This is a genomic window from Candidatus Agathobaculum pullicola, assembly GCF_052117205.1.
GTDB classification, from domain to species: domain Bacteria; phylum Bacillota; class Clostridia; order Oscillospirales; family Butyricicoccaceae; genus Agathobaculum; species Agathobaculum pullicola.
This window is the reverse complement of the sequence record NZ_JBQKJP010000018.1, coordinates 1-19,299: the sequence shown is the minus strand read 5'-3', so window position 1 is coordinate 19,299 and position 19,299 is coordinate 1. Positions and strand designations below refer to the sequence as shown.

The following is a 19,299-nucleotide window of genomic DNA, read 5'->3' as shown; positions in this document are numbered from 1 at the left end:
CTCCACGCTCCCATTTTGAAATTCGCAGAATTTCCGTTCAGTCCAGACACAAGCCTTGCTTGTGTTATCCAAAGTCAGGACATGTGCCTGACTTTGGATGCCCCTATAAATTATTTAATTGCTGCGACGATCTCGTCCCGCATGCGGATGGCTTCCGCGCGCGCGGCTTCCTTATAATCCTTACCATTGTTTCCGGTTTTCTTCCATGCGCACATAATGCCGCGCGAGGAATTGACGATAGCGCCGAGACCGTCATCGTTAAACGCGTTTGCAATGTCCTTTGCGGTCGCGCCCTGCGCGCCGTAGCCCGGTACGAGGAAATAGGACTTCGGCAGCAGCGCACGGATGATCTTCTGCTCCTCCGGATAGGTCGCGCCGACCACCGCGCCAATCTGATTGTAGCCGCAGGGCGTATCCAGACCCTCACCCCACTTGGCCACCATCTCAGCCATGCGCGCGTAGAGCGGCTTGCCCTCCATATCGCGGTTCTGCAGCTCGCCGGAGGACGGGTTGGAGGTTTTGACCAGTACAAACAGGCTCTTGTCCCGCTCGCGGCACTCCTTCAAAAACGGCTCAATGCCGTCCGTGCCCAGATATCCGTTGACGGTCACGCTGTCGCAGCCATAGGGCGCGATTTCAGTATCGCCCACGCGGGTCTTGCCCAGATATGCCTCGGCATAGGCGGTCGCGGTCGCACCAATGTCGTTGCGCTTGATATCGCCAATGACGTACATGCCCTTGGCGTGCGCGTAGTCGATGGTCTCCTTGAGCGCCATCGCGCCGTACGAGCCGAGCAGTTCATAGTACGCCGCCTGCGGCTTGACCGCGGGCACGATGTCGCACAGTGCGTCAATCAGGCCGCAGTTGAACGCGACCACGCTCTCCGCCGCCGCGCGCAGCGTCTCGCCGTGCAGCATCATGTTGCGTCCCGAGATATGCTGCGGGATGTACTCCAGCCGCGCATCCAGGCCGGCAACGGTCGGGTTACCCTTTTGCTTGATTTTTTCTACCAGTGTTTGGATGGACATAGATCTTCTTCCTTTCTCAGCTGCAAGCGGTTATCCTACGTTTCACTGCTTAAAATAACAACGTTGTCTGCGCCGTCTACCTCGGTCAGGCGCACGCTGACGCGCTCATCGCGTGCGGTGGGCAGGTTTTTTCCGATATAATCCGGTCGGATGGGCACCTCTCGGTGGCCGCGGTCTATCAGCACGGCCAGCTGGATGCGTCCCGCGCGGCCCTGCTGAGACACTGCTTCAATCGCGGCGCGCACCGTGCGGCCGGTATACAGCACATCGTCCACCAATACGACCGTCGCGCCCTCGATGCGCGCATCCGGCGGCGATTTGGGCGCTTCCTCGCGCGGCTTATCGTCCCGCCACGGGGTCACGTCCAGTTCGAGCACCGGCGGCATACGTCCTTCGACCTCCCCGAGCTTTTTTGCAATGCGCTGGGCCAGAAACACGCCGCGCGTTTTTACCCCGGCCAGCAGCAGATTTTCCACACCCTTGTTTTTTTCAATGATTTCAAAGGCGATACGGGTCAGTGCGCGGCGCACACCGTCCGCATCCATAATCACGGCCTTTTGTTCGGCCATCCTGCCACCTCCCATCGGAAAAATTTACAAAAAAACAGCCTCCTGCGCCAAAAGCAGAAAGCCGTACCTCAAAATTACACCTGTCCCCCATTTCCCGGCTGACGGCGTATGCACTGTTTTCTGCCTTGGCGGCTCACGGGCCGCGCCTTAAAGGCGGATTGTTTCATTTATTATATCGTATGAAACGGGTTTTGTAAACAGACGATGCAACAAAACAATTTTGTTTTTTTATGCAAATTTTGTTGTCGCCGCACAGCGAGTAAGGTTCCATGCAAAGCGGACATACTATGTTCGGCGGCACCCAAATCTTTTTTTGAAAGGCGGCGGACAAATCATGCGGGTATCTCCCTTCATTTCAGGCATTGCGACCGGTGCGGTCGCGGGCGCGGTCGTCTCTATGATGGCGGCAGGCGCGATGATGAATCCTTCGGTACGGCGCAGCGCGCAGCATGCGGCGAACAAGGCGGAGCACGCCATGCACAAGGCGGCGAACAACGTCGGCCACATGCTGGGCTAAGGCGGCTGGCAGAAAAAAACAGGGAGAAGCGGCAGCTTCTCCCTGTTTTTTTCTGTGTTATGCCGGGTCTTCGGTATGACCTGCTTTTTTGTCATGCAGCCGACGCGCGGCATACACCACCGGCGTATCAAGCAGAGAGGTGAAAATGAAAATCACATAGCTCGACAGCGCGACTGAAATCAGCGTCGGGATGTCATAGGTGCCCCAGAAGGCGAGCGCGGTAAACAGTACGGTATTGACCAGCTGGGAAACCATCGTCGAGCCGTTGTTGCGCAGCCAGAGGAAGGCGCGGTGGTCGCCGGTGCGTTTTTCGGTAATCTCCCACCATTTATGATAGAGCCAGACATCGAATACCTGCGCGACCGCGTATACCGCAAGCGACGACAGCATCATACGCGGGGTGTTGGAAAAAATGGCCTGCATATACGGCATCGCCCAGTCGTTCATCGACGGAATATAGGCCAGCCAGGACTGCGACACCACAATAAACAGCACATTGGCGGCAATGCCTGTCCAGACCGCACGCTGCGCGGCCTTTTTGCCCGCGATCTCACTCAAAATATCGGTCACAAGGAAGGTGGTCGCAAACAGGATGTTGCCGAGCGTCATCTCCATGCCGTACGCATCAATCAGGATAAGCACCTCGATATTCGCCGCGATGGTTGCAAACACCGTAAACGCCATCAGTCCCCCGGTGCCGAACAGATAAAACCACAGCAGCACCGCACCGTACAGCACCACCAGCGTGCCAATCAACAATAATTCGTTTGTCATTTTACTTCTCCTACGCCAAAATCTGTATTTTCCAACAGAATATCCACACGCGGGTTATCCCGATACAGCGGATACACCTCGCGCACAAAAGCAGCGCGCGAGGCATCGTCCGGCCGCACAGATGTGGTGTTCGGAACCATAATGTTGACGCAGACGCGGTCAAAATGCGCAAGACCGGTCTCGATGTCGTGCCGCATGCTGTCCGCCGTCTGCCCGGCAAGGCCGAACAGCAGGCAGCAGTCGTCAAAGTCCGCGGCGATCTTCGCGGGGTCGGCCTCCTCTATGCCCTTGTCAAGCACCCGCTCGCGCCAGTCCGCGTCGAAGGTCTCCACGCCGATTTTGACATGCAGCGTAACCCCCTGCTCTGCAAACCGCGCGCGCAGCGCGGGCAGCGTTCCCCGAAACAGCCAGTGGCTTTCGATGTGCAGGTCGCGGATATCCTTCTCGCGGCAGACGCGCTCCACCTCGCGGATGGTGGACTCGTCCAGCTCGGCAAACGAGCCGGAGTTGATTGCCTCCAAGCGACCGTACTGGCCCGTTACCTGCGCCAGCACCGCACGGTTGAGAGCCAGATTGGCCTGCTCGTCACGCGATGCGTCCAGATGGTAGTCGCAGAAGCGGCAGCGCTTCCACGCGCAGCCCCGCCCGCGCAGCAGCACGATTTCGCGCGGATTTTTGTCCTCGATCATCGAATAACGGGTCATCTCCACCGGTTTTCCCTCCGTTTGGCAAAAAAATAAGGCGTACCCAAAACGGTACACCATCCTTTGGCTCGCGCCGTCAGACGCGCAGTCAAACAGAAAATTTGCATCCCTGCAAATTTTCATCAAAACCGCGGCTCTGCTGTGGTTTTGATACCAGAGCGGAAAAAGTTTCGACAAAGGAGGAACTTTTTTCGCTTGGGCTTTGTCCGCGCGCAGCGCGGCACAGCCCCCTCGATGAAAAGCGTGGTTTTCATCGCAGTGTTCCCGTAGTTTTGTTTAAAGACAGGATGGTTCCGAACTGTCTGTTATGGAATTGCTTTTCCATTATACCGGATTGCGCGCGAAAGTCAAGCATATTTCGTATAGCCGTCCGGCATATACTTTCCCGAATGGAGGGATGTGCATGACTGCGGATACCATCGCGCGCATAAACGACGCCGTGCGCGGCGTCATCTGGGGCGTTCCCATGCTGATACTGCTCACCGGCACGGGTGTTTACTTCACCCTGCGCACCGGCTTGTTTCAGGTGCGCCATATCCGGCTGTGGCTGGGACGCACCATCCTGTCGTGTTTTTCCGGTAAAACACAGCGCGCGGGCGGCATCTCCCCCTTCGCGACCGTGTGCACTGCGCTTGCTGCGACAGTTGGCACGGGCAACATCGCGGGCGTCGCCACCGCGCTGACCATCGGCGGCCCGGGCGCGGTGTTCTGGATGTGGATTGCCGCCTTTTTCGGCATGATGACCGCATTCGCGGAAAACACACTCGGCATGCTGTACCGCGAAAAGGGGCCGGACGGCGCGTGGCGCGGTGGACCGATGTATTATCTGAAAAAGGGCCTGTACGCTCCCGTACTTGCCGCGGCGTTTGCGCTGTTCTGTGCGCTCGCTTCCTTCGGCATCGGCAACATGAGCCAGTGCAACTCAATCGCGGGCGGGCTGCGCGGGGTGTTCGGCGTGCCGCCGCTTGCGACCGGCCTTACCACCGCCGGTCTGCTCGGTGCGGTCATGCTGGGCGGGCTGAAGCGCATTACGCGCGTGACCACCGCGCTCGTGCCCGCCATGGCACTGTTTTACATGGGCGGCGCGGCGATTGTGCTCTGGTGCCGCCGCGAAGTTCTTCCACAAGCCTGTGGACAAATTTTCGCCTGCGCGTTCGACCTGCGGGCGGCGGGCGGCGGCGCGGTCGGCTTCGGCATGCAGCAGGCCATCCGTATCGGCATTTCGCGCGGCGTGTTTTCCAATGAGGCCGGACTTGGCTCGTCGGTCATGGTGCATACGGCGGCGGACGCAAAAGAGCCGTGTGAACAGGGCATGTGGGCGGTGTTCGAGGTGTTTTTCGACACGATTGTCATGTGTACCGTGACCGCGCTGGTCATTCTGTCGAGCGGCGTATACGACCCCGCGCAATATGGCCTTGCGGCAGGTACGCCGCTGCTCCAGCGGATGGAAACCGGCGCGGCACTGACCGCGCGTGCGTTCTCCGCTGTGTTCGGCGCGCCGGGCGGCGCATTTGTGGCGGTGTCACTGGCGCTGTTCGCGTTTTCGACTTTGCTCGGCTGGTCGTATTACGGCCAACGCGCCGCGGAATACCTGTTCGGGCCGCGTGCGGTTCCCGTCTATAAGGCGTTATTTGTCGCAGCTGCGGCAGTAGGCTGTGTCATGCGGCTGGATTTGGCGTGGGCGCTGTCCGACACCTTCAACGGCCTGATGGCGCTGCCCAATCTTGCGGGCGTACTTGCGCTGCGGCGCGATGTGCTGGGCGAGTGGCAGCGTTATCGCCATGCAAACCATATTTTTTGACAATTCCTTCTATTTTCCCATGCACTTCCCCCACAAATTGCACAAATTTGCGATTTTTGTACCTAAAAACTGTTTTTGACCTTGTCAAGCCGGTCCAATCCATATAAAATAAAAGAGCATTGCAGGAATCAAACAAATATCCTGCAAAATAAAGGGGGAAAATGGAATGGATTTAACGGCAACCGTGTGGACGCTGCTGCCGCCAATCATCGCGATTGCATTGGCGCTGATCACAAAGGAGGTTTACTCCTCTCTGCTCATCGGTATTCTGGCGGGCGCACTGCTTTACACAGGCTTCAACCCGTTGCATGCGGTCGAAACGACCTTCACGGTCATGGGCGGCAAGCTGGGCGACAACATTAACATTTGTATTTTTCTGGTGCTGCTTGGTATTCTGGTGTCGCTGGTCACCAAATCGGGCGCCTCGCGCGCCTATGGCGACTGGGCGGTCAAAACCATCCGGACACGTCGCGGCGCTTCGTTTGCAACCTCGTTTCTCGGCATGTTCATCTTTGTCGACGACTACTTCAACTGCCTGACCGTCGGCACGGTCATGCGTCCGGTGACGGATAAATATAACATCACGCGCGCAAAGCTCGCATACATCATCGACGCGACCGCCGCGCCTATCTGCATTATCGCGCCGATTTCCAGCTGGGCGGCGGCTGTCGGCTCGTCTCTGCCCGAGTCCAGCGCAATGGACGGCTTCTCGCTTTTTTTGCAGACCATCCCGATGAACCTGTACGCGCTTTTGACCATCCTGTTTCTGATTTGGCTGATGGCAGTCGACTTCGACTTCGGCCCGATGGCAAAATATGAGCGCGCACACCGCGGCGAGGATCTCTCCCATCAGGAGGAAAATTACGTCGTCGGCGGCGCGGGCAAGGTGTATGACCTCATTCTGCCCATCTGCGTGCTGATTGTGCTGTGCATCGCGGGCATGCTGTACACCGGCGGTATTCTGGAGGGCGTGGGCATTGTGGACGCGTTCGCCAACTGCGACTCTTCCACTTCTCTGGTGCTGGGCTCGTTCTTTACGCTGGTGTTTACCTTTATTCTTTATATTCCGCGCAAGGTGCTGTCCTTCGGTCAGTTCTGCGAGGCCTTCACCGAGGGCTTCAAGTCCATGGTGCCCGCCATCCTGATTCTCACGCTCGCGTGGACGCTGTCCGGCGTGTGCTCGGAGGAGTACCTCAACATCGGCGGCTTTGTCTCCTCGGTGGTCAACGGCAACTCCATGGTGTCCATGCTGATGCCCGCCATCTTCTTCCTGATTGCGCTCGGCCTTGCCTTTGCGACCGGCACCTCGTGGGGTACGTTCGGCATCCTCATCCCGATTGCAGTCGCGGTATTCGGCGACGCGCCGAGCACCATGCTGGTTATGACGGTAGCCGCCTGCCTGTCCGGCGCGGTCTGCGGCGACCATATCTCGCCTATCTCGGATACCACGATTCTGGCGTCTGCGGGCGCACAGTGCAACCACATTGACCACGTTTCCACGCAGATGCCTTACGCGCTGATCATTGCCGTCATCAGCTTTATCGGCTTCCTTGTCGGCGGCGTTACCAGTAACGGCATTGTCGCGCTGGTGCTTGGCATTGTGCTGCTGGCGGCCTTTGCCTTGCTGACCACCGCACGCCAAAAGAAAAACAGGGCGTAACTCATTGCGTCACTGATATAGTTGCATGATTTCACGGCTCCCCCAACCGGGGGAGCCTGTTCTCTGCACTTGACACACCGCAATTGACCGAAAGGAAGGAATCCCGTTGACCACCGATCTGACCGAAGGAAAACCTTCATCCAAACTGTTCTGGTTCTCGCTGCCGCTTCTGCTGAGCGTCGCCTTTCAGCAGCTTTATCAGATGGCCGACTCCATGATTGTCGGCCGCTTTGCCCAAACACCCGCCGCGGGCGAGCTGGCGCTCGCCGCTGTCGGCGCAAGTTACCCCATTACCCAGCTGTTCGTCGCGGTTGCGACCGGCGTGAACATCGGCACGAGCGTGCTGGTGTCGCAATTGTTCGGCGCAAAGCGCTATCTGCGCATGAAAACCGCCATTTCCACCGCTCTACTGACCACCACCATTATCGCTCTGCTGCTGACGCTCGTCGGCACGCTTGCCACCGGCGGCATCATGCGCGCACTGCAAACGCCGCAAAATATCTTTATCGACGGTTCGCTCTATCTGCGGGTATACGTATTCGGTTTGCTGTTTCTGTTTATTTATAATGTCTGCACCGGTATCTTTAACGCGATGGGCGACAGCCGCACCCCGCTCATCCTGCTCATCTTGTCCTCGGTGAGCAATGTCATTCTTGACCTCGTATTTGTGGCGGAGTTCCAGTGGGGCGTTGCGGGCGTTGCATGGGCGACCTTTATTGCGCAAGGCTGCGCGGGCGCGCTGGCCTTTCTGCTGCTGCTGCGCCGGGTGCGCTCGTTCGACACCGGCGGACACTTCCTGCTGTTTTCTCCCGACATGCTGCGCCGTCTGACAAACTACGCCATTCCCTCCATCGCGCAGCAGAGCTTTGTCTCGGTCGGCAACGTCATCATCCAGTATTATGTCAACCTATGCGGCGCAACCGTCATCGCGGGCTTCTCGGCGGCGACCAAGGACAATATGTTTGCGCTAACCTGCTGCATGTCGTTCTCCTCCGGCCTGTCCAGCTATGTCGCGCAGAATATCGGCGCGCGCAAGCTCGACCGCATCGGCCCGGGCCTCAAGGCAGGCGCCACCTTCTCCATTGCGCTTGCGCTCGTTTTTATGGCTATCTATCTGCTGTTTGCGGATTTGCTCATCAGTTTGTTTATTCCGGCGGGCAGCTCCTCGGGCGTTATCGATGTCGGACGGCAATATCTGTTTATTGTCACCCCGTTCTACATTATTGTGTGCATCAAATTTGTCTGCGACAGCGTGCTGCGCGGCGCGGGCGCGATGCGGCTATTTATGATTACCACCTTTTCCGACCTGATTATCCGCGTGGTGCTCTCGATCGCGCTGTTCCACGTCTGGCGTGAGCTGGGCATCTGGCTGTCCTGGCCGCTTGGCTGGTTCCTCGGTTCAGGGCTTTCCGTATGGTTCTACAAAACCGGCGTATGGCGTAAAAATCTTCCCACATTATAAGAAAACAGGGCTTTCCGGAAGGAAGCCCTGTTTTTTTGGTATATTGCGAGATCTTTCCATACAAAATAAGGATGGAAAGGAAGGGGAAAAGCCTTGCTAAAGCTCATCCATGCGAGTAAAATATATCATGACAGCGGTGTGCAGGCGCTGCATAACGTCAACCTGCACGTTGCATCCGGAGACTATGTTTCCATTACCGGTGCGTCCGGTTCGGGAAAAAGCACGCTCATGCACATTCTCGGTCTGCTCGACACGCTGACCGAGGGACAATATCTGCTTGACGGTGCGGATGTTTCCCGCCTGCCCGCACGCACGCTTGCGCGACTGCGCAGCGAGCAAATCGGATTTATCTTTCAAGGCTTTCGCTTGCTGCCCGGCATGACCGCACTGGAGAATGTCGCGCTGCCGCTTGCTCTGCAGGGTATCCCGCATGCGGAGCGGCTGGAACGCGCCGAACAGGCGCTGGCGCGCGTCGGTCTGTCCGAGCGCACCACCCATCGGCCCGACCAGCTGTCAGGCGGACAGCAGCAGCGCGTGGCAATCGCCCGTGCGGTTGTCACAAAGCCCGGTGTCGTACTGGCGGACGAGCCGACTGCGGGACTCGACCCCGAAGCGGCGGAGGATGTGCTCGGCTTGCTGGACGGTCTGCACCGCGCGGGACATACCATCGTACTGATTACACACGACCGCGCCGCAGCTTTGCGCGCGGCACGTCGGCTATATCTGGAAGGCGGTGTGCTTTCCGATGGATAACTACTTTTGGGAGGCTGTTTATGAATCGACGGGACAAGACAAATTATTATCTGGATATGGCGCAGGTCGCGCTCGAGCGCAGCACCTGCCTGCGGCGCAATTTCGGCGCGGTGATCGTCAAAAACGACGTTATTGTGTCCACCGGTTACAATGGGGCACCGCGCGGTCGGGCCAACTGCATCGACATCGGCACCTGTATTCGGGCGAAGATGGGTATTCCGCGCGGGGAGCGGTATGAGTTCTGCCGCGCGGTGCACGCGGAAGCCAACGCTATCATCGCCGCGCCGCGGGAGCAGATGCTGGGGGCGACGCTCTATCTGGTGGGGCGCGACATGTCCACGGGTGAAATCATGCCGGACGCCAACTCCTGCCCCATGTGCAAGCGCCTGATTATCAACGCGGGCATCGAAAAAGTGGTCATCCGCCGCGATGCGGATACATACGATACGATTGACGTATCCGACTGGGTGGCCCACGATGACATTCTGGACGGAAAAACGGGCTACTGACCCGCTTTTCTACATAACAAAAGGAGGAGTTTTCCCATGGAACTGAAAATTTTCAAATGTATGCACTGCGGCAACATCATCGAAATGATTGAGGACCATCACGTACCGGTGATGTGCTGCGGCGAAAAAATGAAGGAATTCAAGGCAGGCGAGACCGATGGCGCGGCGGAAAAGCATGTACCGGTTGTAACGGTCGAGGGCGACGTGGTTCGCGCCATGGTGGGCGAGGTCGCACACCCGATGACCGAGGAGCATCACATCGCGTTCATCTGGCTGGTGACCGATAAGGGCGTACACCGCGCGGTACTCGACCACACGGGCGCAGCCGAGGCGGTTTTCCGTCTGGCGGAGGGCGAAAAGGCCGAAGCGGTTTACGAATTCTGCAACCTGCACGGTCTGTGGAAGGCTGCGCTGTAAGCTGCGGCTGTTCCTGAAAAACAAAAAGCGTGTTTCCGTTTGGAAACACGCTTTTTTGCATTTTCTCAGCCCCGGTCATCCAGATTGATGTATTCGACCGTTTTGGCAAGCGGCTTGTAAGCCGGACGGATGATCTTGCCGCCGGTCGTGACCTCCTCCAGTCGATGCGCCATCCAGCCGACGATACGCGCGGTAGCGAACAGCGGTGTATACAGCGACTTGGGCAGGCCGAGCATTTTATAGACAAAGCCGGAGTACATATCTACATTGGCGCACATCGGCTTGTCGCTGCTTTTTTTCTCGGCAAAAATCGCGGGCGTGAGCTTTTCGACCAGCTCGATCAGGTCCATTTCCTTGGAAAGGCCGGTCTTTTCCGCCAGCGGACGCGCCGCCCGCTTGAGCGCCACCGCACGCGGGTCGCTCTTGGTGTAAATGGCGTGGCCCATGCCGTAAATCAGACCCGAGCCGTCGCCCGCCTCACCGTTCAAAATCCGGCGCAGATAGTCCGCGACCTCGCCCTCGTCCGTCCAGTCATGCAGATTGGCTTTCATCTCGTCAAACTGCTTGACGACACGCAGATTTGCGCCGCCGTGACGCGGACCCTTGAGGGCGGAAACCGCCGCGGCAATCGCAGAATAAGTGTCCGTACCCGAAGAGGAGGTCACGCGCACGGTAAACGAGGAGTTGTTACCGCCGCCGTGCTCGGCATGCAGAATCAGGCAACGGTCGAGTAGCTTGGCTTCGTCATCCGAATACTTGCCGTTCGGGCGCACCAGATGCAGAATATTCTCCGCGGTCGAGCGGTCGGAATCGGGCACATGCAGGAACATGGAGTCGCCGTCAAAATAACGCCGCTTTGCCTGATAGGCGTGCGAAATGATAACCGGGAACTTTGCCATCAGGCTGATGCCCTGCCGCATGATATTCTCTACCGTGGTTTCATCCGGATTGGTGTCATAGGAATAAAGCGCCAGCGTTGCACCCGCCAGCTTATTCATGATATCGCGGCTGGGCGCGCGCATAATCATATCCTCCGTAAAGTTATCCGGCAGCACGCGCTCCAGCCCGATGGTACGCTGAAACTCCGCAAGCTGGCGGCGGGACGGCAGCTGTCCGCACATGAGCAGATAGCCGACCTCCTCAAACCCGAAACGGTCCTCTTTCTCCAGACCGTGAATCAAATCATATACGTTATAGCCGCGATAGGTCAGCCGGCCTTCGATCGGCTCACGCTCACCTTCGTTGAGTATGTATCCGTGTACGTTGCCCAACCGACTCGCGCCGACCAGCACGCCCGTACCGTCCGCATTGCGCAGACCGCGCTTGATACGGTAACGGGTATACAGCTCCGACGGAATCTGGCTGTTCAAACGAAAGCTCTCGCTCAATTCGCGCAGGAGTTCCTCATTTACATAATTCGGCTGAATCGTCATCCGGCTTTCCCCTTTCGTGCTTACCATATCTTTATGAATATATTTTACTCCCATCCTGCATATATGTCAAATTTTGTTGCTCGTCAAAGCCTGCAAAAATCATTTTTTCATACTTTTTCGCATTATTTGCTCTGCCTATACGCAAGATTTATATTTTTTTGTGCAAATATTTTTTCAATTTGCCTTGCAAAAGCAGCAGAGCGCGCACCGATAAAAAAATCACGGCTTAAAGCCGTGATTTTTTCATTCTCCATGTAAACAGCAGTTATTACATCAAATCCAGCAGCTTATAGCAGCGCGCCTTGGTATAACTCTGCTTAAAGCTGTAAGAGGCAAGCTGTCCCGCCGTCTCGTCCGAGCTTTCCTTCGCGGCATTGGCTGCGCCTGAATCACGCTCCTCCACCCACTGCTTATAGCTTTCCTCTTCTGCGGCATACTGGTCCGCGTTGAGAATGGTTGCCAGATAATCGTACATCTGCACCAGCAGATTATCCCACGCTTCAAACGAGCTTGCGGTGAGTGCCAGCTCATCCTCCTGCGTGGCAGCGGAGGCGATTTGCAGGTCATTCTGCTCGAGCGAATCCATCTGACTGCTGAAATCCTGCTTCTTTTCGTTCTGCTTCTTCTCGGTCTCCTGCTGCTTCTGCTGGGCCTCCTGCGCCTGCGTCAGCTGGCTGCGCAGATCGGAAACCTGCTTTTTCTGGTCGCTGGTCAACGTATCGTCCGCGTCGAGCGAATCCAGCTTGGCCGCGGCCGCATCGTACTTTTTATCCGCCAGATAACTCTGTATTTCCTCGATATCCGCGGCAAACTCGTTGTCCGACTGCGCGGTCTCCGCCCGGTCTATCAAATCCTCAATGGCTTCATACAGCGCGGAATCCGGGTCGATCACACGGTTTTGCAGCTGCTTGAGCAACGCAATCGCTTCCGTATACTGTCCATTCTCCACATAAGCCTTCGCGGTCTGGAAATCTCCCAGCTGCTGAATGGTCGCGTCCAGCGAGGACGGGTCCTTGGCCTCGGCCTGCGCAGCGGTGAAATACTCCAGCGCCTTGTCGAAATCGCCGCGGCCCAGATACTTCTCAGCCAGCGTCAGATTCTCGTCCGGCTGACGGCTCATAACAAACCACACGCCGCCGCCGATGAGCGCCACCACCAGCACGATAACCAGCACAATAACCGCACCCTTTTTGCCTTTGGACGGCTTACGATACGGCCTGTCATCCGGGTCCGGCTCGGAAAAATAGGTCGTGCGCGACGAACCGGTGGAATGCGGCGCACCGGAAGCGCGGCGCACCGGCGGTATTTCTCCCGCCGACGGAATACGTGGGTCGGTCACGGCCAGCGGGTCGCCCGTGGCCACGCCGTCCCCGGAAATGCCGCCCCCATGATGGTCTTCCTGCATCACCGCGTCAAACGCCGAAAGGTCAATCGGCCCTTTCAGCTCATCGGGTAATGAGGTAAAGACGGCGGTTTCATCGTTGACGCCCTCCTGCTCAACGACCGCGCCGCAGAATGGGCAGAATTTGCCCGCGATGGGCAACTCCCTGCCGCAGTTCTTGCAAAGCATGGATGGTTCCTCCTCTATAATATGCAAATATAACAATCCTATATTAGTATAACATGCGGCAATGCGCTTGTAAACCTTTGTTATAGAACCGAATACCCCCGATTTTCCGTCTTGTATGCCGACGGGAAATCTTGGAAAAGAGGCCTTTGTATCGAAACTGAAACCGCGCTTTCGCTTGACAAGCTATAGCCCGTGACCGTACAATAGACTTATTCTGGAACAAGGGGGATTATGCCTTGAAGAAACGTTTATTCAGCGGCCTTTTGGCCGCTATCCTGCTGCTCACCACTGCGTTCGCCGCAGACGGTGACGCAGTCTCCGAACAGGAAACCGCCTCCGGTACGGTGCTGACTTTTGCGGCCACACTGCCCGAAGGCACGGACACCCTGAGCGCCGAAGTAACCGAACAATTGCAACGCGTGCTAACCCAGCGTCTCAAGCAGCTTGCGCTTGAAAACGCGGCGGTCGCTTTTCCGGAGGACGGAAGAACCGTCTCTGTGACCTTGCCGGACGGCGCAGGCCCCAATCCGACGGACGTCGCCGCTTTCCTATCGCAGACCAATGCGCTGTCAGCCACGGATGCAAGCGGCAAAGTCTGGCTGACCGGTGCGGATGTGACCGCGACCGAAGTCGGTCTGACCGATGACGGCAGCACCGCTTACATACAGCTGAGTCTGACATCTGACGCGCATACAGCGCTTTTGACGGAGTTGCCCGCGGATACCGTGCTGACCGTTTCACTCGACGGAGAAACCATTGGTCAGATTGACACGATTGCCGACCGAAACGAACCAGTCACTGTCACCGGTTCACTCACTGAGAACACTGCCAAGCTCTATGGCGCGCGCATCATGGCCGGCACGCTGCCTGTCGCACTGACTTTGACCGAAGAAGTCCAGCCGGAGCAGCCTGTAGAGCCAGAACAGCCCGCCGAACCCACTTTCCCCGATATTGCGGGCCACTGGGCGGAAAATGCGCTGAACAAGGCGGTTGATATGGGTCTGCTCAAGGGCACGGACGGCAAAATGCTGCCGGACAACGCGGTTAAGCGCTCGGAAGCGGTCGTTATGCTCAACCGTGCGCTCGGCGCGACCATCGCGGACAATACGGGCGGCCTGAGCGGCATGCCGTCCAACGCCTGGTACGCAGCCGATCTCGCCAAAGCCATCCATCTCGGCCTGATTGACGAAAATGACAGCCGCAACTTTGACACCGCCGCCACCCGCGCCGAAGCCTTCGAGCTGCTTGCACGCGCCTTTGTCTTTGACCGCGCGGAAACCGGCGCAGATGAGCTGAGCGCCTTTACCGACATCAGCACGATGACCGCATCGCAGCAGCGTGCAGCGGCAGCGCTGGTCGCGGCGGGCGTGATCAACGGTGTGACCGATACCACCCTTGCCCCGCAGGCTACGCTGACCCGGGCGCAGTTTGTTACAATGATCACCCGCGTGGCCGATCAGATCCTTGCTCCGCAGGAGGAGACGACCGACGCAAACGCGGATACTGAAGCCGCGCCCGATACACAAACCACACCGGCTTCTCCGCTGACCGGCGGCACCATTCTCTCTGTGCCGGAATACACGGTATCCGACATGGGCCTTGACGGCGACCTGATTTTCGCCGCCGCCGCGCAGAACGTTACGCTTGACGCGGTCACTGCGCGCGACCGTATTGTGCTTAAGGGCGCGGAAGCCACCAAACTGAGCGTACAAAGCGGCTCTCATATTTCCACCCTTGCGGTCGATCCCGCCGGCACCGCGGATGTATCCCTGTCGGAAGATTCCTCGACCGGCACGTTGGTCATCGCAGGCAAGGGCGGCGCAATAAACTATTCCGGCACCGTCGGCAATATTGAAATCACCGCGTCGAACCGCACAATCAATCTGTATGAATTGCAGGCGGACACGGTCACCATCACCGGCAGCAACAACACCATCGTCACAGACGGAGCGGTTGGCGCGGTCGCAGTCAATGGCGGTGCGAAAAACAACAGGCTGACAATGGGCGGCACGGTGGATAGCCTGCTGGTTGCGGGCGTCGGCACAACGGTAGACGGCAAGGCCAAGGCCGCCACGGTGGATATCCGCGCGGTGAACTGCACAGTATCCATCGCAGCGGACTCCATGATTGAAAACATCGACCCCGGCCTTTCCGGTGTGACGCTCTCAATGGGCGTACCGGACAGGGTCAAGGCGGGCGGTTCACTGGTGACGCAGATCGCTTTCCAAGGCGTGACCGAACCGAAAATCTGCTCCGCGCAGTGGTATAAAAACGGCCAGCCGCTGGAGAACTATTCCAATGATAGCTTCCAGCTGACGCCGGACGCGGTTTCCCGCATCACGACCTACTTTACCTTCACCAAGGACATGGACACCAGCGTGACCATGGGCTTTAAGCTGACCTATGAAAACCCCTCGACCGGTGAAATTGAGGAAAAGTACATCGAAAAGACCGTGCCGATTGAAAACTATTCGGACGAATGGTACTACCAGCGCGACGTGGACCGCATCCTGAATCTGGTTTCCTCGACCTATCGCGGCAATTACACTACCTCTTATGCCATCAATAACGACTACGCAAGCTATGAAAAAGAGATTTGGGTCAATGCCAAGGGGTATTCGAGCCGTACTCAGTATCTGGTTTGGATCAACCGCGCTTACCAGCATGTGAACGTGTTCCAAGGCTCCAAAGGCAACTGGAAGCTGATCCAGTCCTTCCTCGTCGGCACCGGCGCGGCTTCCTCCCCCACGCCGACCGGTCTGACCACAGTTTCCTACAAGTCCGCAAGCGGCTGGACAACCAGCACCTATACCGTGCGTCCGGTCGTTGGCTTCTATCCCGGCACAGGCTATGCCTTCCACTCTCGCCTAAGCTATCCGGGCACGGACACCGAGTATGACTTCAGCGCGGGCTATCCTGTCTCGCACGGCTGCATACGTATGTACAAGAACGACATCAAGTGGATGTACAACAACATTCCGGTTGGTACAACCGTCGCCATTTTCTAAACAGCACAAAAAAGGCTTGGAACTTTGTTTCCAAGCCTTTTTTCTTGTCTGTTTACGCCTATTTGCGCCGCAAGCTGCCGACAAACAGCGCGATGCCTGCACAGAGCGCCGTCAGCATCAGCAGCGTGACCAGCCCGCCGGACTGGATAGTGATATCCTCCACCGCGTACGGCTGCTGCGCGAATCCCTCGTAACCGATATCCAGACACAGCGCGTTGGACGGCAGCCAGATAACGGCATACACGGCCAGCATGACTGCACTGACGAGCGGCACCCGGCCATGCGTCACACGCCACAGCACCAGCAGCATGACAAACAGCACAGCCACCGCGATGCCCACGCCGGTCAATGCGCTTTGTGCCGCCGCGTCGATTGCCCGCCCTATTTCCTCTACCGCACTGAAGTCCGTCTGCGGGTCGCCAAACCGGGGCATATGTGAGAGTGCGGCCTGCGCGCGATTCCAACCAATCACGCCCGCACCGATCAGACAAGGCAGCAGCGGCAGGGTCACCGCAAGCGGCCGAAAGCGCGTTTCCGACTTCATACGGCGATAGGCCAGCACGAACAGGCCCACCATCACGAGGAACAACGGCATTGATGCCATTGCATAACCTTTCGATGGATTTAGTGAGCAAGGGCTTTGTCACCGACCAGCTCGTTGTCACGATAGGCTATGACATTGAGAACTTGACAGACCCGGAGCGCCGGAGAAAGTATCACGGCGAAATCGTGAAGGATCACTACGGGCGGCAGATACCGAAACACGCCCACGGCACAATCAATCTGGAACGCTACACCTCTTCCACGAAGCAGATTATGGATGCCGCCGGGGAATTGTTTGACAGGATTATAGACAAGGACTTGCTCATCCGGCGGTTGAACATCACAGCGACCCATGTGATTGACGAAGCCTCTGCTCCTTCTTCCAAGGACAGCTATGAACAGCTTGATCTCTTCACCGATTATGCTGCGCTTGACGCGAAGCGCAAGCAGGAAGACGAAGAGCTGGCACGGGAAAAGAAAGTACAGCAAGCCATGCTCACTATCAAAAAGAAATTTGGGAAGAACGCCATTCTCAAGGGGATGAATCTTTCGGAGGGTGCGACGGCAAAGGACAGGAACGCGCAGATCGGTGGGCATAAGGCATAGTTAAATTTGTGAGGAGGGTTGTGCGATGTGGTTAGCTGCTTCCATAGGTTCAGCTCTATTTGCCGGACTAACAGCGATACTTGCAAAATGCGGAATCAGAAGAACGGATTCAGATATTGCGACTGCCATTAGGACGATAGTTGTTCTGATTTTTTCATGGGTAATGGTATTCATCGTTGGCTCTGCCGACCAGATTGCAGAGATAACGCCAAGGTCTTTATTGTTTTTGATTTTGTCGGGAGCTGCAACCGGGGCATCATGGATTTGTTACTTCAAAGCCCTATCCATCGGAGATGTCAACAAGGTTGTACCAATCGACAAGTCAAGCACGGTGCTGAGTGTTTTGCTTGCAATCCTTCTGTTCCATGAAACCGAACATCTTGCTGTAAAACTCATTAGCACAGTATTGTTGGGCGTTGGCATCATCCTGATGGTAGAAAAAAAGAAGAGTGAGCAGAAAGTCAGCGGGAATACATATATCCTGTATGCAATAGGCTCTGCTGTGTTTGCGGCGCTGACTTCAATCCTTGCAAAAGTGGGAATTACCGGGGTGGAGTCCAACTTGGGCACGGCCATACGGACGATTGTAGTTCTCGTCATGGCATGGTTGCTTGTACTGATCAAGAAGAAAACACCTCAGCTATACCGTCCGGTTTTCGTACGTCTCAGGAGTGATTTCCGTACTTCATGGGTACGGTTTTCAGTCCTCCGGCGTACCAGAACCGGATTTCTTGAAGTCGGTGTTTGGAACCGCTTCATAGGATTTTGGGAAAATGCGGTTGGGTTTTCCACAGCCCTGCTTCTGGATCTCCACCAGTCCGGCGTATTGCAGTTCCCGCAGGGTATTCACCGCTTTCTGCCGCCCACAATGGAGCAGTGTGACCACTTCACAGATAGGGTAATACAGGAAAATCCGTCCGCAGTCATCCGCCCACCCATTCTTGCGGGATAACTCTGTCCGGCGCAGGATAAAGGCGTACAGAACCTTTGCCTCGTTAGACAGGGCCTTGAATGTGGGGGCTTCAAAGAGGAAATTCGGGAGCCGGGTGAAGCTGAACGCCTTTTCCGGCTGATGGATATAGATGGTATTTGTCATAGTGCGTTTTGTGGACGGTTAGAAGCCCGTTTTCCGGGGCGGGCGATACTTTATACCACCTGCCCCGGTTTGGGGCTTGCAAAGCCTGATAAATCAAGGCTTTTTTCGCTCCTAACTGTCCACAGCAGACCTCCTTTTCCGTTCACTTTCTGTTTTCTGCCGCCTGTGAACTCTGGCGGCACAGCCGGGGCAGTATTTTGCCCGGTTGGATTTGGGGACGAACACGCCGCCGCAGACCGCACAGCGTTTCAAGTCCTTATCCCGGAAAATCCCCGCTTCCAGCGTTCCGTCCAGCGGCAAGACCGCCCAGCGGAACCACTTACAGCAGACCGAGAAAGAAACTGTCTGCGGGCAGGTGCAGGTGTCCCCATCGTCAAGGACAATGCAGTTGCCGTCCTCACAACAACAGCACTCCCGGCGTATCAGGCTGGCCGCCTGTTTCCTCTGCGCCGGTGTCATGCGGTAAAGGGAACCGTCCGGCCTGCGTTCCAGCGGCGGCAAGTTTTTATAGGGGTTATCTTTCATGCGTTCCCTCCATTTTGCTTTCCGTTGCCGTTTTCCCCGAAAAGGTTTCCTGCCTCGTCGTCGCAAGCTGCGTATCGTTCGTTTCACCGCAAGCGGCAAAACTCACTCGCTCCGCTGCTCCTCCTCTCCCCACAAAGCCATGCGGCTTTGCGGGGGCTCCGACAATAGCGGCGTGTTCCGGCGTTGGCACGCTCCCCATACTTCGGGACATTTTGGCGCTGTTGACAAATCCCAGTTTATCCTCGTTTGGGTAAATAAAAAAGACGCCCACTGGCGTCATCCGGCGTATTTTATCATCCGTTTCAGGTTCAATGCGGTCGCAGA

Annotated in this window: 18 protein-coding genes and 2 pseudogenes; 10 read left to right on the top strand and 10 right to left on the bottom strand. The window is 56.9% G+C overall.

Annotated features, from left to right (window positions below; translation table 11 throughout):
- Positions 1-110 precede the first annotated feature (110 nt).
- Both pyrF and pyrR read right to left on the bottom strand, forming a co-directional pair.
- Positions 111-1,028 carry an orotidine-5'-phosphate decarboxylase gene (gene pyrF / locus ACTQ3V_RS07935; protein ID WP_441467053.1) on the bottom strand — a complete coding sequence of 306 codons (918 nt, stop codon included), beginning with the start codon at positions 1,026-1,028 and terminating at the stop codon, positions 111-113.
- 35 nt (positions 1,029-1,063) lie between these two features.
- Entirely contained in the window at positions 1,064-1,597 is a 534-nt protein-coding gene (gene pyrR / locus ACTQ3V_RS07930) for a bifunctional pyr operon transcriptional regulator/uracil phosphoribosyltransferase PyrR (protein WP_441467052.1), read from the bottom strand.
- Between the two features lie 334 nt (positions 1,598-1,931).
- On the opposite strand from pyrR, the gene ACTQ3V_RS07925 reads away from it, so the two are divergent.
- A complete protein-coding gene (locus ACTQ3V_RS07925; protein ID WP_297284339.1) occupies positions 1,932-2,114 on the top strand; it encodes a hypothetical protein in 183 nt (60 codons plus the stop codon).
- A gap of 57 nt (positions 2,115-2,171) precedes the next feature.
- On the opposite strand, the gene ACTQ3V_RS07920 is transcribed toward ACTQ3V_RS07925, so the two are convergent.
- Positions 2,172-2,888, bottom strand: coding sequence for a queuosine precursor transporter (locus tag ACTQ3V_RS07920; RefSeq protein ID WP_441467051.1), 717 nt, complete (start codon positions 2,886-2,888; stop codon positions 2,172-2,174).
- Positions 2,885-3,592, bottom strand: coding sequence for a radical SAM protein (locus ACTQ3V_RS07915; protein WP_441467079.1), 708 nt, complete (start codon positions 3,590-3,592; stop codon positions 2,885-2,887). The genes ACTQ3V_RS07920 and ACTQ3V_RS07915 overlap by 4 nt, the downstream gene beginning before the upstream one ends.
- Before the next feature lie 403 nt (positions 3,593-3,995).
- On the opposite strand from ACTQ3V_RS07915, the gene ACTQ3V_RS07910 reads away from it, so the two are divergent.
- The 6 genes from ACTQ3V_RS07910 (at position 3,996) to ACTQ3V_RS07885 (ending at position 10,194) form a co-directional block, all read left to right on the top strand.
- A complete protein-coding gene (locus ACTQ3V_RS07910) occupies positions 3,996-5,393 on the top strand; it encodes an alanine/glycine:cation symporter family protein (RefSeq protein ID WP_441467050.1) in 1,398 nt (465 codons plus the stop codon).
- Between the two features lie 166 nt (positions 5,394-5,559).
- Entirely contained in the window at positions 5,560-7,053 is a 1,494-nt protein-coding gene (locus ACTQ3V_RS07905) for a Na+/H+ antiporter NhaC family protein (RefSeq protein WP_441467049.1), read from the top strand.
- Positions 7,054-7,159: 106 nt separating this feature from the next.
- A complete protein-coding gene (locus ACTQ3V_RS07900) occupies positions 7,160-8,515 on the top strand; it encodes an MATE family efflux transporter (RefSeq protein WP_441467048.1) in 1,356 nt (451 codons plus the stop codon).
- Positions 8,516-8,608: 93 nt separating this feature from the next.
- Positions 8,609-9,268, top strand: coding sequence for an ABC transporter ATP-binding protein (locus tag ACTQ3V_RS07895; protein ID WP_441467047.1), 660 nt, complete (start codon positions 8,609-8,611; stop codon positions 9,266-9,268).
- Between the two features lie 20 nt (positions 9,269-9,288).
- A complete protein-coding gene (locus tag ACTQ3V_RS07890) occupies positions 9,289-9,777 on the top strand; it encodes a deoxycytidylate deaminase (protein WP_441467046.1) in 489 nt (162 codons plus the stop codon).
- A 36-nt stretch (positions 9,778-9,813) separates the two neighbouring features.
- Positions 9,814-10,194 (top strand): desulfoferrodoxin family protein, encoded by a 381-nt coding sequence (locus ACTQ3V_RS07885; RefSeq protein ID WP_441467045.1) that lies wholly within the window; start codon positions 9,814-9,816, stop codon positions 10,192-10,194.
- A 65-nt stretch (positions 10,195-10,259) separates the two neighbouring features.
- On the opposite strand, the gene ACTQ3V_RS07880 is transcribed toward ACTQ3V_RS07885, so the two are convergent.
- Entirely contained in the window at positions 10,260-11,627 is a 1,368-nt protein-coding gene (locus tag ACTQ3V_RS07880) for a citrate/2-methylcitrate synthase (RefSeq protein ID WP_441467044.1), read from the bottom strand.
- A gap of 268 nt (positions 11,628-11,895) precedes the next feature.
- Positions 11,896-13,197, bottom strand: coding sequence for a tetratricopeptide repeat protein (locus ACTQ3V_RS07875; protein ID WP_441467043.1), 1,302 nt, complete (start codon positions 13,195-13,197; stop codon positions 11,896-11,898).
- A gap of 236 nt (positions 13,198-13,433) precedes the next feature.
- Here ACTQ3V_RS07875 and ACTQ3V_RS07870 point away from each other — a divergent pair, with 236 nt between their 5' ends.
- The gene (locus ACTQ3V_RS07870; protein ID WP_441467042.1) at positions 13,434-16,205 is read left to right on the top strand and encodes an S-layer homology domain-containing protein; all 2,772 of its coding nucleotides are present in this window, start codon (positions 13,434-13,436) and stop codon (positions 16,203-16,205) included.
- Between the two features lie 58 nt (positions 16,206-16,263).
- Here ACTQ3V_RS07870 and ACTQ3V_RS07865 read toward each other — a convergent pair whose 3' ends face one another.
- A complete protein-coding gene (locus ACTQ3V_RS07865) occupies positions 16,264-16,809 on the bottom strand; it encodes a hypothetical protein (RefSeq protein WP_441467041.1) in 546 nt (181 codons plus the stop codon).
- Positions 16,810-16,817: 8 nt separating this feature from the next.
- Here ACTQ3V_RS07865 and ACTQ3V_RS07860 point away from each other — a divergent pair.
- Together ACTQ3V_RS07860 and ACTQ3V_RS07855 are read left to right on the top strand one after the other, a co-directional pair.
- Positions 16,818-17,354, top strand: a pseudogene (locus tag ACTQ3V_RS07860) (DinB/UmuC family translesion DNA polymerase); the annotation flags it as partial.
- Between the two features lie 25 nt (positions 17,355-17,379).
- Positions 17,380-17,997: pseudogene (locus ACTQ3V_RS07855) on the top strand (EamA family transporter); the annotation flags it as partial.
- Between the two features lie 57 nt (positions 17,998-18,054).
- Here the strand turns inward: ACTQ3V_RS07855 and ACTQ3V_RS07850 are convergent.
- The 3 genes from ACTQ3V_RS07850 to ACTQ3V_RS07840 all read right to left on the bottom strand — a co-directional run.
- A complete protein-coding gene (locus ACTQ3V_RS07850) occupies positions 18,055-18,450 on the bottom strand; it encodes a replication initiator protein A (RefSeq protein ID WP_349219948.1) in 396 nt (131 codons plus the stop codon).
- A 111-nt stretch (positions 18,451-18,561) separates the two neighbouring features.
- Positions 18,562-18,975, bottom strand: coding sequence for a cysteine-rich VLP domain-containing protein (locus ACTQ3V_RS07845; RefSeq protein WP_074022009.1), 414 nt, complete (start codon positions 18,973-18,975; stop codon positions 18,562-18,564).
- Positions 18,965-19,299 (bottom strand): hypothetical protein (locus ACTQ3V_RS07840; RefSeq protein ID WP_441467040.1); only part of this gene is annotated, 335 nt, incomplete at its 5' end. The genes ACTQ3V_RS07840 and ACTQ3V_RS07845, both read right to left, overlap by 11 nt.